Annotated in this window: 15 protein-coding genes; 12 read left to right on the forward strand and 3 right to left on the reverse strand. The window is 37.9% G+C overall.

Annotation, left to right across the window (positions count from 1 at the left end; all coding sequences use genetic code 11):
* Positions 1-33 precede the first annotated feature (33 nt).
* The 7 genes from FGD67_RS05845 to FGD67_RS05875 all read left to right on the forward strand — a co-directional run bounded on the left by FGD67_RS05845 (position 34) and on the right by FGD67_RS05875 (position 5,108).
* On the forward strand, positions 34-1,740 hold the full coding sequence (locus tag FGD67_RS05845; RefSeq protein WP_257174111.1) for a polyamine aminopropyltransferase: 1,707 nt from the start codon (positions 34-36) through the stop codon (positions 1,738-1,740).
* Positions 1,741-1,896: 156 nt separating this feature from the next.
* The gene (locus FGD67_RS05850; protein WP_257174112.1) at positions 1,897-2,310 is read left to right on the forward strand and encodes a YjfI family protein; all 414 of its coding nucleotides are present in this window, start codon (positions 1,897-1,899) and stop codon (positions 2,308-2,310) included.
* A 23-nt stretch (positions 2,311-2,333) separates the two neighbouring features.
* Complete coding sequence (locus tag FGD67_RS05855; RefSeq protein WP_257174113.1) at positions 2,334-3,023, forward strand: PspA/IM30 family protein; 690 nt, start codon at positions 2,334-2,336, stop codon at positions 3,021-3,023.
* A 96-nt stretch (positions 3,024-3,119) separates the two neighbouring features.
* Positions 3,120-3,758 carry a hypothetical protein gene (locus tag FGD67_RS05860; RefSeq protein ID WP_257174114.1) on the forward strand — a complete coding sequence of 213 codons (639 nt, stop codon included), beginning with the start codon at positions 3,120-3,122 and terminating at the stop codon, positions 3,756-3,758.
* A gap of 2 nt (positions 3,759-3,760) precedes the next feature.
* Positions 3,761-4,090, forward strand: coding sequence for a hypothetical protein (locus FGD67_RS05865; protein WP_257174115.1), 330 nt, complete (start codon positions 3,761-3,763; stop codon positions 4,088-4,090).
* Between the two features lie 44 nt (positions 4,091-4,134).
* The gene (locus tag FGD67_RS05870; protein WP_257174116.1) at positions 4,135-4,620 is read left to right on the forward strand and encodes a potassium channel family protein; all 486 of its coding nucleotides are present in this window, start codon (positions 4,135-4,137) and stop codon (positions 4,618-4,620) included.
* A 227-nt stretch (positions 4,621-4,847) separates the two neighbouring features.
* Positions 4,848-5,108 carry an Lpp/OprI family alanine-zipper lipoprotein gene (locus FGD67_RS05875; protein ID WP_257174117.1) on the forward strand — a complete coding sequence of 87 codons (261 nt, stop codon included), beginning with the start codon at positions 4,848-4,850 and terminating at the stop codon, positions 5,106-5,108.
* 93 nt (positions 5,109-5,201) lie between these two features.
* Here FGD67_RS05875 and FGD67_RS05880 read toward each other — a convergent pair whose 3' ends face one another.
* Together FGD67_RS05880 and FGD67_RS05885 are read right to left on the reverse strand one after the other, a co-directional pair.
* Complete coding sequence (locus FGD67_RS05880) at positions 5,202-6,158, reverse strand: L,D-transpeptidase family protein (protein WP_257174118.1); 957 nt, start codon at positions 6,156-6,158, stop codon at positions 5,202-5,204.
* 28 nt (positions 6,159-6,186) lie between these two features.
* Entirely contained in the window at positions 6,187-7,704 is a 1,518-nt protein-coding gene (locus FGD67_RS05885; RefSeq protein ID WP_257174119.1) for a CYTH domain-containing protein, read from the reverse strand.
* 208 nt (positions 7,705-7,912) lie between these two features.
* On the opposite strand from FGD67_RS05885, the gene FGD67_RS05890 reads away from it, so the two are divergent.
* The 3 genes from FGD67_RS05890 (at position 7,913) to FGD67_RS05900 (ending at position 11,062) form a co-directional block, all read left to right on the forward strand.
* Positions 7,913-8,512, forward strand: a complete 600-nt coding sequence (locus tag FGD67_RS05890; protein WP_257174120.1) for a TIGR04211 family SH3 domain-containing protein — start codon at positions 7,913-7,915, stop codon at positions 8,510-8,512.
* Positions 8,513-8,616: 104 nt separating this feature from the next.
* Positions 8,617-10,011: a capsule assembly Wzi family protein gene (locus FGD67_RS05895; RefSeq protein ID WP_257174121.1), complete on the forward strand. Its 1,395-nt coding sequence runs from the start codon at positions 8,617-8,619 to the stop codon at positions 10,009-10,011.
* A gap of 28 nt (positions 10,012-10,039) precedes the next feature.
* Positions 10,040-11,062, forward strand: coding sequence for a glycosyltransferase family 9 protein (locus FGD67_RS05900; RefSeq protein WP_257174122.1), 1,023 nt, complete (start codon positions 10,040-10,042; stop codon positions 11,060-11,062).
* A 24-nt stretch (positions 11,063-11,086) separates the two neighbouring features.
* Here FGD67_RS05900 and FGD67_RS05905 read toward each other — a convergent pair whose 3' ends face one another.
* Positions 11,087-12,133, reverse strand: coding sequence for a CDP-glycerol glycerophosphotransferase family protein (locus FGD67_RS05905; protein WP_257174123.1), 1,047 nt, complete (start codon positions 12,131-12,133; stop codon positions 11,087-11,089).
* A 598-nt stretch (positions 12,134-12,731) separates the two neighbouring features.
* Between FGD67_RS05905 and leuA the strand changes: the two genes are divergently transcribed.
* Together leuA and leuB are read left to right on the forward strand one after the other, a co-directional pair.
* Entirely contained in the window at positions 12,732-14,315 is a 1,584-nt protein-coding gene (gene leuA / locus FGD67_RS05910; protein ID WP_257174124.1) for a 2-isopropylmalate synthase, read from the forward strand.
* A gap of 62 nt (positions 14,316-14,377) precedes the next feature.
* Entirely contained in the window at positions 14,378-15,490 is a 1,113-nt protein-coding gene (gene leuB / locus FGD67_RS05915) for a 3-isopropylmalate dehydrogenase (RefSeq protein WP_373567849.1), read from the forward strand.

The raw sequence follows: 15,490 nt of genomic DNA on the forward strand, positions 1-15,490 counted from the left end.
ATCGCAATTTTTTAAAACAAACTAGGAATATTCATGGTAAGCAACAAAAATCGGCTGTGGGACGATGTGCTCCTGATTTTAACTATGGCTGTTTTGGCCGGTTGTGGACTTATATATGAATACCTGCTCTCTCATTACGCCGGCAGAGTTTTGGGTATCATGGAAAGCACCATATATGCGATGATTGGCCTGATGATTGTCGCTATGGGTTTGGGTGCATTTGCCGCACGCAAAATTCAATGTGCTTTTAATGGTTTTGTCTGGTTAGAGCTTATTATTGCTTTTCTGGGTAGTAGTTCCATTCTTATTATTGGCGGTTTAATCGCCCTAACGCAGACCTTTCCTGAAGTATTAGGCACTATGTTCAACTTACCGCCTGATGCTTATCCTCGGGGCGGCCTGTTCAAACAATTAAGTTTTATCGCCTTTAATAGCCCATATTTTTTCGGTTTAATTTTAGGTTTTTTTATCGGTATGGAAATACCGCTTATTGCCCGCATCCGAGAAGAAATACATCAAAAGCACCTGAAAAATAATCTGGGTACTATTTACGGCGCGGATTATGTCGGCGCGGGCATCGGTGCTGCCATTTGGGTGATGTTTTTACTCGCCATCGATATTAGCAAAGCCAGTGCATTAACTGCAGCGTTAAATCTTGTCGCCGGCAGTGTTTTTATTCTTTATTATTGGCAAAAACTGACTTGGCGAAAAACTTTACTTACTGCTCATGCTGTATTGTTGGTAATGATCATGGCAATTTATCAATTTGGTAACGGTTGGCTAAGTCAAATGAGTAATTTACTATACCTCGACAAAGTCGTTTATAGCGACAAAACTCGCTATCAGCAACTGACCTTTACTCAGCGAAATATGGGTGCTAGTCAAGGTAACATTATTAATTTTTATTTAAATGGCCGCTTACAGTTTTCATCTTCAGATGAGTTTATCTACCACAGTTATCTAGTTAGCCCGGTGTTAGCGGGCTCAGCGCGCCATGATAATATTCTTATTATTGGTGGCGGCGATGGTTTAGCGCTTCGAGATGTTTTACAGTGGCAACCGAAAAAAGTCACCTTAGTTGATTTAGATACCGAGCTTCTTCAAATATTTGAAAATCCACACGAAAAACTCCCCCTTGACCTTGCCGATGCGATTGAAGCGTTAAATGCCGCAAGTTTACGCGACAAGCGTGTTAAAATCATTTCTGCCGATGCTTTTATTGCCATCGACCAACTATTGCAAAACCAACAAACCTTCGACGCTATTATTGTAGATTTACCCGACCCAAGTCATCCTGATCTCAATAAACTCTATTCAGTAAATTTTTACGCCCGATTAAAACAATTATTGGCAGGTGATGGCTTAATAGGCATTCAATCAGCAAGTCCATATCATGCAAAAAATGCTTTTATTGCCATTGGGAAAACCGTACAAGCCGCCGGTTATTCAACAGTACAACAATATCACGATAACGTGCCAAGCTTTGGTGAATGGGGATGGACTATCGCCAATAAAATGGGCGCGGCACCTTTAACAAGATTAAAAGCTTTAACCGAGTTGCCTATCCCTCATCATTGGCTTACTTTACCTCTGGTAACCAATGCCTTTGAGTTTTCACAAGATTTTTATCAAGATAGTGACAAGGTGCCGATTAATTACCTTGGCAGCCATGCTATTTATCAATTGCATCAGCAAGCATGGCAAGATCAGCAAGGCTTAAATAATGCCCATTTACAGTAACTGTAAATAAGTTAAGATAACTTAAGATAAAAAAATCAAATCAACACTTGACATAATATGTCAGAGTGCTAAATTAACCCAATACGACATATTATGTCGTTAAGTAAAAACAGTCATACTGATTTTTACGCTACTTATTAGCGCATGAGGAATAACATGAATATTCATAAGATAGCTGATTACCTAAATACATTGGCCGACGAATCAGACACTGGGATGGTTTTTGACTGTCAGCCTATCTCAGGCGAAGTTGATGTATTACAAATTACGGTACTTGGCCGTGAAGAATTACCTATATTTCTTTCGGTAACTGATGATCAAATCATTTGCATCACTTACCTCTGGGGTGAAGAAGAAGTAAAAGCCGATAAGATGAATGAAATGCATGTCAGTATGTTAGAGATGAACATTCCTATGCCACTATCTTCATTTTCAAAAATTGGTGATAAATACGTTATTTTTGGTGCACTAGCGATTAGTTCAACATTTAATGACATCGAACTCGAACTTGGCGTATTAAGTAACAATGCGCTAGAAATTATTGACGACATGAGTGATTACTTAGTTTAAGCAGCCACCTTAGGAGTATTATTATGAGTATTTTTAAAAAAATTATGACCGCGATTCGTGGCGGTGCCACTGAAGTAGGTGAATCAATTATTGACTCGAATGCCACCAGAATTTTTGAACAAGAAATTCGTGATGCAGAAAATCACTTAACACAAGCAAAACGTGATTTAACCGGCGTAATGGCACAACAAATGTCATCAAGCCGAGACGTTGATCGTATCAAACGTGAAATTGTTGAACATGAAGGTTATGCCGTTCAAGCACTAGAAAAAGGCGATGACGCTCTTGCACTTGCTGTTGCCGAAAAAATTTCAACACTTGAGAATGAATTAAGTACCCAACAACAAGCACTTGATAGTTTTCAAGGTAATGCAGAGCGCTTAAAAGAGCTAGTGAAAAAGAGTGAGCGTCACGTTGCTGAATACAAACGCCAATTATCTATGGTGAAAACTACAGAAAGCGTACAAAAAGCAACTTCAGCAATTACCGATAACTTTTCATCAAGTAATTCTAAGTTATTAAATGCTAAAGACTCATTAGAACGTATTAAAGCTAAGCAACAAAAGTTTGATGATCGCATGAAGGCCGCTGAGGTACTGGAATCAGAAAACTCAGATACTTCACTAGAAGCTAAACTTAAAGAAGCGGGGATTGGTGCTAGTGATAATAGCGCTAATTCAGTGCTAGAACGTTTAAAAGCTAAAAAAAAGTAATTAACTAATACCAATAACCGCTTAATATCAATGATGTTAAGCGGTTTTTTAGTTTACACCTGTAGCATAATTCACCGCGAACATTAGGAGTAAATAGTGAGTTTTTTCAAAAACATATTTAAAAAGCCAGCACAAGAGCGCAAGCTCAATAATGTCGAAGCGCTCACCTTAGGTGACATTATCGTACTGTCGGATAGCTTTGGTTTACCAACGGCGCTACGAGCGCAAGAGTTTCAGGTTAGCGCTGTTAATAGCTATGAATTTGAACATAAAAATCAAATTGAATGGGTTTTACTCGGCAGTAATGATATTGAACTTTACTTAACCTTAGATGTTGACGATAAAACTTACTTGAAGTTTTCTCTGAAGATACTGCATCAAGATGTGGAAACACTTTTTGATCTTGAGCAATTTGCTGAAATTTTTGACGAGCCGGGCCAAGCACAATTAAGCCGTTTAGCCGACAGTGATAATACCTCAGGTTGGAGCAGTGAACTTTATCAACAAAGTAGCTTCGCCCAAGTAGGTTACTTCCATCGAAAAGATTATCGCAAAGACGCCTTATCCGCTTATGAGGGGAAAGACAGTGGTGAACAATTTGAACTGTATTCTCTCTACAATGAGGATCAAGATAAAGGCATTGATATCGAAGTATGGCAAGATGGCGATACTGAAGTATTTTTAACCTTATTTAAACCAACGACAGATATTGTCGATATGTATCCAGGAAGTTAATTGTGGCACGAAAATTACCTGAAAAATGGCAATCATCCATCAAAGCAGTGAAAGCGGTACAAGTTGCTTTTGATATGGATGAAAAAATTCAGCTAGCGATCAGAAAGCAAGCATTAGAGGGCGGTATTAGCCCCTCAGAGCAGATTCGTGATATTTTAGGCCTGCCAACCAATAAGCGCCCAAAGCGTCCAAGACTAACGGTCAGCTTATCATCTGAAGATTATCAGTTACTTGCAGAAAAATATGACTTGCAAGCAGAACAACAACTTGAAATTAAGAAAAAATTAATGGATGATTTGATCAACTATGTTGATAATGAACTCATAGACTAAAATACTTAACTATTATCAACTGATATATAATGTAAGAGATTAAAATGATAATTGTGCAAAAAGCCATGGATAAAAGTCATTTATATAACGTTGATGGCTTCGGGGTAAAAAATTACAATTATGGCTTTATCGCCATTGCTTCTTTTATTTTATTTTTTACGTTAAATTTAACTTTAGGTTATATAACTTATCAAGCTGAGCTTGGACTTGAAGCCTCACCGATAAAAAATTACACTGATGCTATCTGGCTAATGGTAATGTCCTCAACCACCATTGGTTTTGGCGATATCTACCCCATTACCTTCACCGGCCGCGCATCCGTTTTTATTATGTTTATTTTGGGTATTGGTATACTTGGTGGCATGGGCGCAGTATTTGCCAATAAAATATTCGGCTTTGCAGATACCAACATCAAAAACAGAGAGTTAAGGATGCAAAATTCTCAAATCATCGCTCAAAATAATGAAATCAGTAGAAAGCTGATAACATTAGAAGAAAAACTAGATACCATAACAAAGAGCCTAAAATAACGCTTGCTAAGCAATTAACAACGATTAATTATAGTTGCCCCGACAGCTGTGATTACCTCAATAAATTCATCTTGTTTAACTAATACCTAACTTCGCATAACTGACATACTTAAGCGATGACACCACAAGGCGCTATAGGCGCTATAGGCGTTTTATGTCATACTCATTAATGCAATTATTTCTTTCACTTTAAAAAGTAAAATATCATCAAAGATAAGGGACATACCATGCTATTAAAAAAAATAACACTAATTACCTTAGTTGCCATTATTAGTGGCTGTGCCAATACATCGGCATTAGAAGAAAACATTTCCCAACTAAGCCAAAAAGTAGACCGCTTAACAAAGCAAGTAGACAGCTTAACCTCACAGACAAAGTCAATATCAACTGAGGTTAATGATTTAAGCTCAGCACAAGCAGAAACGAAAATGGCAGTAGAAAAAGCCAACGACCGTATCGACAATATGGTTGCTAGCTATAAAAAATAGCACTGATAGCGTTTAAATGCCGTATTGAAAGAGAAAGCACTAAACCTTGGTTTATGTGTTTTTTCTATCTGCTTTTGAATTTTACGCTACTGGTTAATCATTAACCAACTTAGTAACTAAACCTTTAGGGCTTGCTATTTGCTGTAATAACAACTGCATATTATCAGGGCTATCACCGATAAATTGAGATACGGCATTACTAATTTCAGGTTGGCTAACGCGGCCATCATCTGCCGTTAACGGACTATGCACTTCAAATAGTTTTTTATTGGCTTCATAAGATAACTTTATGGCCTGATCGACAATACGCACGGGAGTATTAATTTCAACATGCTGGTAAAGCCATTCAATATCATCATCGTACAAACGAATACAGCCTGAGCTTGCTCTCATGCCAATGCCAAAACGTCGATTTGAACCATGCAATAAATAAACACTGGTACCTAAACGCAAAGCATATTGACCAAACGGGTTATTCGGCCCAGCGGGCACTTCATCAGCCAGCTTGGTTCCATATTCAACGAAGTGTCTTTGCTTCATTTCAGCCGTTGGACGCCAAACAGGATTTTTACGTTTTTCACCTATGTAACTAACAGTTTTTGGCGTGGCTAATCCTTGTCGACCAATACCGACAGGAAAAACATGAACTTTGTCACTATTGGCTGGAAAGTAATACAAACGTAATTCAGGTAAGTTAATAACAATGCCTTCACGTTTACCATACGGCAACAACATCTGACTTGGAATAATCAATTGTTGCCCTATAGCTGGTAGAAAAGGATCGATTCCGGGATTAGCCGCCATCAAGGCCAAAAAACCAACATCATATTTTTCGGCAATCTGTTGAAAATAATCACCTTTGACCACTTCATGATATTGCATTTCACCAATTAACCGCGAATTGGGCGCTGGTAGTGGGTAAACTTTAGCAAAACATACCGAAGTAACTAAGCTGCACAGTAATAAGCAACAAGCTAAAGCACTACCATTAACTCTAGCCAAAAAATATGATTTAATAATAACGGTCTCCACGCCAATAATAAAAAACATAGCCAATCACAAATTGCAAAGGCTTAGCTTAAAAAGGTTCAAGCCAATAAGGCTGCATTTCAGTAGCAATCGCTTTGGTATTATCTAACGCTAACAGCAAGCCTTCGACTTTACTACTTTGCCATTGTACCAGTCGTTTCGAGGGCTCAGATAGTTTCTCTAGTTGCATTTGAATAATCCACAAGGACTGTAATTCGCTTATGCCTTGCTGTAAATCTAACCACGGTCGGCGAAACTTATCACGTAAATCATAATCAAATAATCCGGCCAACCAAATCCCCGTTAACAAACTACGGTTTAAGAGTTTGCTTTGGGCTATATATTGTTGACAAGTAAAATGCTCAGCACTTTTCATTTGTGTACTTATTTCACGTAAACTGAACTGGATTCTATCTTGAGCAAATTTAATCAGCGTATTGCCGCCTTCACTACCGGCTAAAACAGGTGTCTGTGCCCGTGATAAATAGAGCTGCAATATGTTAAGCTGTAGTTGATTAAACCTAGCGCTGTGCAGGAGTTGACAAATATCATCCGTACTTGGGAACCGACGTTTTTCAATTTTTAGCTGCTTAATTAACTGTTTACTGAAGTCGAGCTTTTTACGATAATTACCGGTTTTATTGGTAAGTTCTTGTAAATGTATTGCATTATCAACCCAAGATAACAAATGAACAAAATGGCTCAACTCAGCCCTGATCAATAACTCTTCAGGAGATAAATATTCTGAAAACAGCCAAAAACCATGACGAATAACAGCCAAGCTTGCCTCTATCTTCGCCAAAGCAACTAATGTTTCACTCGCTAAATAATATTCAATATTTTGTTGTAAGCTGGTTAGGCTACGACTTAACCCCGAAGTAAAAGCCGTGCCAATTGCGTCGCTACGCTCTTGACAAATAAAACGCTCTTGTTGGATTTTTTCTTCACAAGGCTCTGCACGCGAAAGCGCATAACCTCGCGCCGCTTTGCTTTTTAATCCTGGTCTTAGCGCTAGCTCATCAAAAAGTAGTGACGCTAAATTAAATAATGCCGTTTTGTTGCCTTTAACAAGCTCTAGTTCAATTTCATCAATAGCAGATTTTTGCTCAGCACTGGCAACTTCGCCCTGATCATACGCTAACTCAATAACATTGCCCCTTACGTCAGTGAGCAACCAAGTACAACGGATAAAATCAGTGCTAAATAATGTTATCAGCTCATTTTGAATAGCGTTTACAGATTGGCCTTGTTGCCATATTTCACTTGGGAAAAGTGTCAAAATAGGAAAATTACTTTCAATGTCAACATTGTACTCTGGGCGACTATGCAAGCCACCAACAACTTGCCCTGCTGTTTTAATTGTTTGTTCAATGTGGTTATTGCAACGGCGAACTCTTAAGCCCATGTCATGTTTTCGCAGGTTTAAATCTGTAGTATCAAAATAACAATTGGCAAGTTGCTTTTCTTGATAGGTAAATTGAATTTTTTCACGATTAAACATTTGAGTGATTTTTGTTGCAACATTATCACTTAAAACTAAATATTTAAGCTCTATTTCGGTTGTCATATTTTTCCAATATTGGTTATAAATCAAGCTTATTTTCTGTAGCAACAATATTTTATTGAGCTAACACGGTAAATAGTAACCTCAATCTTACATGATTAATATTTTATATCAAAAATCTCAGAAATCTAAGCAACATCACTTGCTATCATTCCTGCAAAGTCCTACTATCTTTGCCATTCTTTGTTTAAATGGCGCTATTGGTTCTTTCATGATGAACATAAAACAAACATTCGTTGCTTTATTATGCTGTACGTCCTTATTTTCTTTTGCCGAAGAGGCCGATGTAGTAACAACTACCGGCTATATTTCTGAAGATTTAATTGTTTATATACATACCGGCGCAGGTAAAAATTATCGTATACAGGGTACGGTAAACTCTGGTGAGAAAGTACAAGTAACTGGTGAGTCTGATAATGATTATAGTCAGATAACAACCGATAAAAATCGTACCGGTTGGGTTGAAAGCAAGTATGTATCAAACAAACCAGGCATGCGTTTTGTTATTGCTGATCTCAATGAACAGTTAGCAAGTTTTCGAGCAGAGAAAAGTACAATTACTCGTCAATTAGATGAGGCGACCAATGAAATAGAAGCACTAAAGTCAGAGCGTAGTGATTTACAAAACAGCATTTCAGCACTCAATATGGACTTAACAAAAACTAAATCACAGTTAAAAAGCCAAGATACTGATATTAAGAAGCAATGGTTTTTTAATGGTGCTATCGTGTTAGGCATCGGCTTATTATTTGGCTTAGTTTTACCACGTTTATTTTCAAAACGTAAAGCAAGCTTAGAGAATTGGAATTAGTCTTTAGTTTAAAAATAAAGGCTCTCTCAGAGCCTTTAAATCCCATTATAGGAAACCCTCTGTTGAAACCTCTGCTTTATATATGTCTGTTCAAAATTTTTCTCATGTCATTTTTTGCTCAGGCAAATGGCGTTTCTCCCTATTTACCCTTAAAAACCGATCCTCTATTTGAATTAGAGCTTGAAAAGCTTGCTACCATAACCAAATTACCGATTTTAACACGCCCATACCACGCAGCAACAGTCTATAAGTACTTAGACAAAGTTAAAAGTAGCCACCCTACTTTATATCAAAGGCTAAATGCTTATATAAAACGCTACAAAAAAAAGAAAGCACTCACGCATTTTTCAGCACAAATTAGTCATTCATTTAAAGATGATTTTTTACTTGCCAATCAGCGCGCCCTTGATGTTGGCGATTCTTTTAAAATAACAACAAGCAGCTTTTGGCAAATAAATGAGCACCTTATTTTAAATGGTGGTGGCACACTGTATAACGGTGAAGTAATCCCAAACAATAGCTACATTTCTTTTGGCTGGGATGTATTACAAGTTGATATTGGCTATCGAGAACACTGGTTATCGCCGACACAAGAAGGTGCGTTACTATTATCCACTCAAGCTAAGCCAGCGCTTAATGTGACTGTTAGTAATCCTGAACTATTAACCGATTGGAATATTAAATATGAGATGTCTGTAGGGGTCTTAGAAAGACAAAGCGGCATACAGTTTGATACCAAAAGAGCACCCGTTTCAGGTAAACCAGCACTTATGTCTATGCATTTAAGCTTTCAACCATTTGATTGGTGGACTATAGGTTTTAATCGAACCTTGATGTTTGCAGGAGACGATAACGATATATCGATAAAAGACATATGGAATGGTATAACTGATCCTGTAAATAGTGATAATTGTGGCGGAAGTGGCACCGAGTTGCAGGACTGCTCTAAAGAATTTGGCAACCAACAAGCCTCAATTAGCAATAAGTTTGATATAGCTCCATTTGATTTCCCATTAAGCTTAACGTGGGAATATGCCGGCGAAGATACCAAAGAGTACCAAAATTACCAACTGGGCAATATTGCACAAAATTTTGGTCTGTTTGTCCCATATTTGACGACGAATACTTCGATGAACTTTGAATATACTAAGTTTCATAGTGCATGGTATGTACATCATATCTATGATGAGGGTTACTCAAACGACAAAGTTAAAATGGGCCATTGGTGGGGTAATTTGAAAGCATCAGACGATGGCGTAGGCGGTAGTGCAATGAGTATGAGATTCGATTGGCAAAACATTGGCAGCTACCAACTTTCAATGCTATATCGTTCAGCAGAATTTAACCCATCAACCATTTATCAATATCAACGCTCTCATGAGGTTGAAATATCAATAGCAAAAGCGATAAAAAGCATTTTTTTTGAAGTTAAGTTAAACTTAGGTGAAGATGCTATAGGCGACCAGTTTTTACGCTCCAGCTTCAAAATCCGTTGGTAATTTTGAATTAACTTAAGAAGAAAGTTATATGACAAATATTATTAAGCCCTTCAAAAACATTGTTGTTTTTATGCCTCGATTTTTAGGTGATTGTATCAACTGTACACCTGCACTTAAACTTATTGAAACGAGCTATCCAGACGCAAAAATCACACTGGTTATCAGAGCAATTCCAGCACAAGCGTTTAATAGAAGTGAAAAGTTTCAACTGGTCATTGATGAAAGACCCAAAAATAAAGTACAAGGGATTATTTCCCTTATTAAGTCTTTAAAAAATGAAAGCTTTGATGCTGGCATATTAATGACTAATACCTTTATTGATGCTGCTATTGCTCGAATTAGCGGTGTAAGAAATTTAATTGGTTACAACAAAGAGATGCGCAACGCTCTTTTAAATAAAGCATTAAAGCTTGATATCAACCGTCATTACATCAACCGCTATGCTTATCTAGGTAATGCTCTGTGTGAAAACTCACACACTTATTTACCTGACGTAGAGCTAGATTACGATAAAAAGCAAAGTGTTTTAGCTGATATTAAGAGCATAAAAGTTGGATTTTGTATCGTTAGTAAAGCCAAATTAAGCCGACATTATCCCACAATACATACTGCTGAAGTGATCTATTTATTGAATCAACAGCTCCAGAAAACAACCTCGTTTTATATGTTAGGTGCACCAGAAGAAATATCAGAAGCTGAGCAAGTAGTATGCTTGTGCCAAGAAAAAGGCATTGTAAACACTCACTCTTTGGCAGGAAAAACGACTATAACTCAACTCATTGATACGATTGCTGACTTGGATCTTCTTATTACCGTGGATTCAGGGCCATTACACGTCGCGGCAGCAACAAAAACTACAACCATAGCACTACAGAGTAAAGGTACAAGCCCCTTTAGCAACGTATGCCCTAAAGGTATGCAAGTGACAGTGATAAACAATGCTGGCAACTATATTAATGATGATGACCAAATATTGGATATCTCACCCGAGCTTATTGCTAAAACAGCTATTGAATTACTCAAAAACAAGAACTTTTTTTCAGCAACATAAGAATAAATTATATTAACCTACAGGCTAAAAACGCCAATAGTTAAGTTTTTTACGCATTTTAAACTGACGAATAAAATCTTTTGGGTGAGAAGCCAGGCTGGCTTTATCTTCTATTGTTTTGTCAATTGCAACTAAAACCCGCAGTGCAGAGAGTCCGTCGTTATATGGATGCACCTCATTAATAAAGCTTTGAATATAATCCATTAACGCTTTTGGTCGTGTTAACACATATTCTATGGCTTGTTCAAGCTCTGCCGGAGTTTGAATGTCAAATAAATGAGCTTTTGGGTTAATATTTTTAAAAGTAACCACAGGTTTGTGCTGTAATAAAAACATTAGCATTACCGAAGATGTGTCACAAACCATAACGTCAGCTTGTTTTAACAGAGGGATAACATCGCTCGTTTCTACAAACGTCAAATATTCACTTTCAATTTCTTTAAAACTATCCACTATGTTTCGCGACATTTTAGGGTGAAATTGTACTAACCAACGCCAACGACCTGACTCACTCAATTGCTTTATTATCGATAATAAGTGCGGGGCCGCACATAAGCGCTTTGAAAATGTTGAGCAAAATAATATTGTCGGTTTTGCATTATTTGAAATCACAGGAAGATCAGAAGCAAATAAGCTATCTAATGCACTCCAACCAGTTTCAATGACATTAAACTTTTTGGGTGAGCCTTGTAATGCTAAAAATTCTCTTGTTGATTCAGGCCCTTGCGTACAATAAAGATCAAAACAACGCCTATCTTTATAATGGTCGTTATTACCCTTTTTATCTAATTTACCGGCATCAAAACCATGAAAAATAGCAACATTAATCCCAGGAAGAAAAGTCGGTGCGTTATTAGCAGGATATAATACTGCGTCAGGACTAAAAACAAATATCGCACTAAGATCGGCTAATTGTTGTTCGTCATCATCAAAAAGTTCCTTGTCAACGGCATCTCCTTCAACAAACCATGCCACCTTATCGCCGCGGTTTAGCGCTTGTGTTTGTATCGGTCTCAAAATTGAAAAACTATAATTCTGGCTGATAAAAAAAAGGTACTTTTTAACGGTCATTAGCGAAATCATTCCTGTTCAGTGAAGCACATGCTGCTATTAAAATAATCATATCAGCTTTATTAACTTTACCAATTAAATGTTCGATTGCGATCAATAAAATCTAGTTGCGTGAAAGTGATGCTTATTGAGCAATCATGGTAATAATGAATATAAAGGCAATGATAACATGGCAAAAATCAGGTTAAATTATAATATTTAGCTAACAAATAAACAACATTCTCAAATAGATACATTATATTTTCGCTGCTGGCCTCAGCCTCTGTAACAGTTCAACAGCCAGTTTTTAAAATGACACAACCAAGGTTAAAGATAATATATTCGTTTTAGATTGATTTTTCATTGACAGCAACCAAAGAAATACGTTATTAATAAGCTACTGACTATTTATTTACTTCTAGAGAATTAAAGCAAAAAAATGAAAAATTCATCAAGCATTATTCGAATTAACCTCCTCCTCGTATTATCCATGCGCGGTTAGGTTTTATGCTTGAAAAATAAATAGACAAAGATAATAAAACACTAAACCCGCGCTAACTACCGCGGGTTTTTTATGCCCGTTATTTAACGCTAAAACTTATATTAATCAGGACAACACATGGGCACATCAAGCGACAAAGTAATTATTTTTGACACTACATTACGTGATGGCGAACAAGCATTAAACGCAAGTTTGTCAGTACATGAAAAACTACAAATAGCGCACGCTATCGAACGTTTAGGTGTTGATATTATGGAAGTAGGATTTCCAGTTTCATCACCGGGTGATTTCCAGTCCGTACAAGAAATAGCAAGAACCGTGAAAAACTCTCGAGTTTGTGCCCTTGCCCGAGCCGTTGAAGGCGACATTAAAGCTTGTGCTGATGCGTTGAAACCTGCTGACCAATTTCGTATTCATACTTTTATATCTACCTCTGATGTGCATGTTCAGCAAAAATTGAAAAAAAGCTTTGCTGATGTACAAGCCATGGCCGTGCATGCAATTAAATATGCCCGCCGTTTCACAGATGATGTTGAGTTTTCGTGTGAAGATGCTGGCAGAACCCCAATTGACAATTTATGTCGCATGGTTGAACAAGCCATTATAGCGGGTGCCACTACCGTTAATATTCCTGATACTGTGGGCTACACATTACCAAACGAGTTTGGTGGCATCATCGAAACCTTATTTAATCGTGTACCTAATATCGATCAAGCGGTTATTTCTGTGCATTGTCATAATGATTTAGGCTTAGCTGTTGCTAACTCAATGTCAGCCGTACAAGCCGGTGCTAGACAAATTGAATGTACCATTAACGGCATTGGCGAGCGCGCTGGCAATTGTTCGCTTGAAGAAGTAGCCATGATCATGAAAACTCGCCAAGAATTATTAGGTGTTCATACACGTATTAATCATCAAGAAATTGCCCGTAGCTCAAAATTAGTCAGCCAGCTTTGTAATATGCCTGTGCAATTAAATAAAGCCATTGTCGGTGGTAACGCTTTTAGTCATTCATCGGGCATACACCAAGATGGTATGTTAAAAGCCAGCAACACCTACGAAATTATGACACCAGAAAGTGTCGGCATCAGTAAAACTAAATTGAACTTAACTTCTCGCAGCGGCCGTCATGTTATTAAGCATCGTATGGAAAGCTTGGGCTATCAAGAGTCAGATTATGAAATTGAAGCCCTTTACGCTGACTTCTTAGCCTTAGCGGATAAAAAAGGCCAAGTTTTTGATGACGATTTAGAAGCCTTACTTTTTAATATTCAACAACAAGATCAACAAGACTTTTATCACTTACAAACGCTAAATGTGCAAAGCGGTGGCAGCGAGTTTGCCACCTCAAGTATCAAGCTTGCATTAGGTGATGAGCATAAAATTGTGTCTGCCACCGGTAATGGCCCTGTTGACGCGCTTTATAGGGCGATAAAAAAAGCCATTGATATCGATTTTGAAGTCAGTGACTACAAAATATCAAACAAAGGTCAAGGTGAAGATGGCTTAGGTAAGGCTGACATTGTGGTGTCGTGGCAAGGACGAAACTTTCATGGCTACGGCTTAGATACTGACGTTATTAAAGCCTCAGGCAATGCTTTAGTCAATGCACTTAATGGTATTCATCGTGCTATTACCATTGCTGAACTGAAAACAGAGTTAAAAAAAGACACGGCTGCTGAAGCTAAAAGTGCGATTTAATCGCAGCGGGCTAGTCAACAAAAGTATTCATTTATAACGTAAATTTATAGGTTTTAAACATTATGTCGAAAATTGCAATATTAGCCGGTGATGGCATTGGGCCAGAAGTTATGGCACAAGCAGAAAAAGTTTTACAAACAGTTGCCCAGCAGTATGATTTTGAAATTAGTACAACACACTATGACGTAGGTGGTTGCGCTATCGATAATCACGGTGAAGCACTACCAGAAAGCACTGTTAAAGGCTGTGAACAAGCCGATGCTATTTTATTTGGTTCAGTCGGTGGTCCAAAGTGGAGTAACTTACCACCAACAGAGCAACCAGAAAGAGCCTCTTTATTAGGTTTACGTGGTCATTTTGGACTATTTTGTAATATGCGCCCAGCGCAGCTTCAAAGTGCTATGTCTCACCTTTCACCATTACGTGCCGATATTTCACAAGCTGGTTTTGACATTTTAGTGATACGAGAGCTAACTGGTGGTATTTATTTTGGTGAACCTAAAGGACGAAAAAATCAAGGCCAAGAAGACGAAGCTGCTTTTGATACTATGATTTATTCGCGTAAAGAAATAAGCCGAATAGCACACCTAGCCTTCCAGTCAGCTCAAAAGCGCCGTAACAAGGTTATATCTATTGATAAAGCCAATGTATTAGCATCTTCTGTATTATGGCGAGAAGTGGTTATAGAGGTTTCAAAAGACTACCCTAAGGTTGAACTTGAGCATATGTATGTTGATAACGCTGCTATGCAATTAGTGCGCGACCCTGCACAGTTCGACGTTATGCTATGTTCAAACTTATTTGGCGATATTTTATCTGACATTTGCGCCATGATCACCGGCTCTATGGGACTTTTACCTTCAGCGAGCTTAAATGAGCAAGGTTTTGGTATGTATGAACCTGCCGGTGGTACAGCACCTGATATTGCAGGTAAAGGCATTGCAAACCCAATAGCACAAATTCTTTCTGCGGCATTAATGCTACGTCACAGCTTAAATCAAGTTGAAGCGGCAAGTGCAATAGAAAACGCGGTAGCGGCAACGCTGAGTGCAGGTAACTTTACCGGCGACTTACTTAGCCCAGAAGAGCGCCACAAAGCTAAGTCTACCAACGAAATGGGCGATATTATTTGCCAATACATTCGTGATAATAAAACAACTTCAGGAGCAAAATAG

Origin of the sequence: Colwellia sp. M166, from assembly GCF_024585285.1 — a bacterium.
In the GTDB taxonomy this organism is placed as follows: Bacteria; Pseudomonadota; Gammaproteobacteria; order Enterobacterales; family Alteromonadaceae; genus Cognaticolwellia.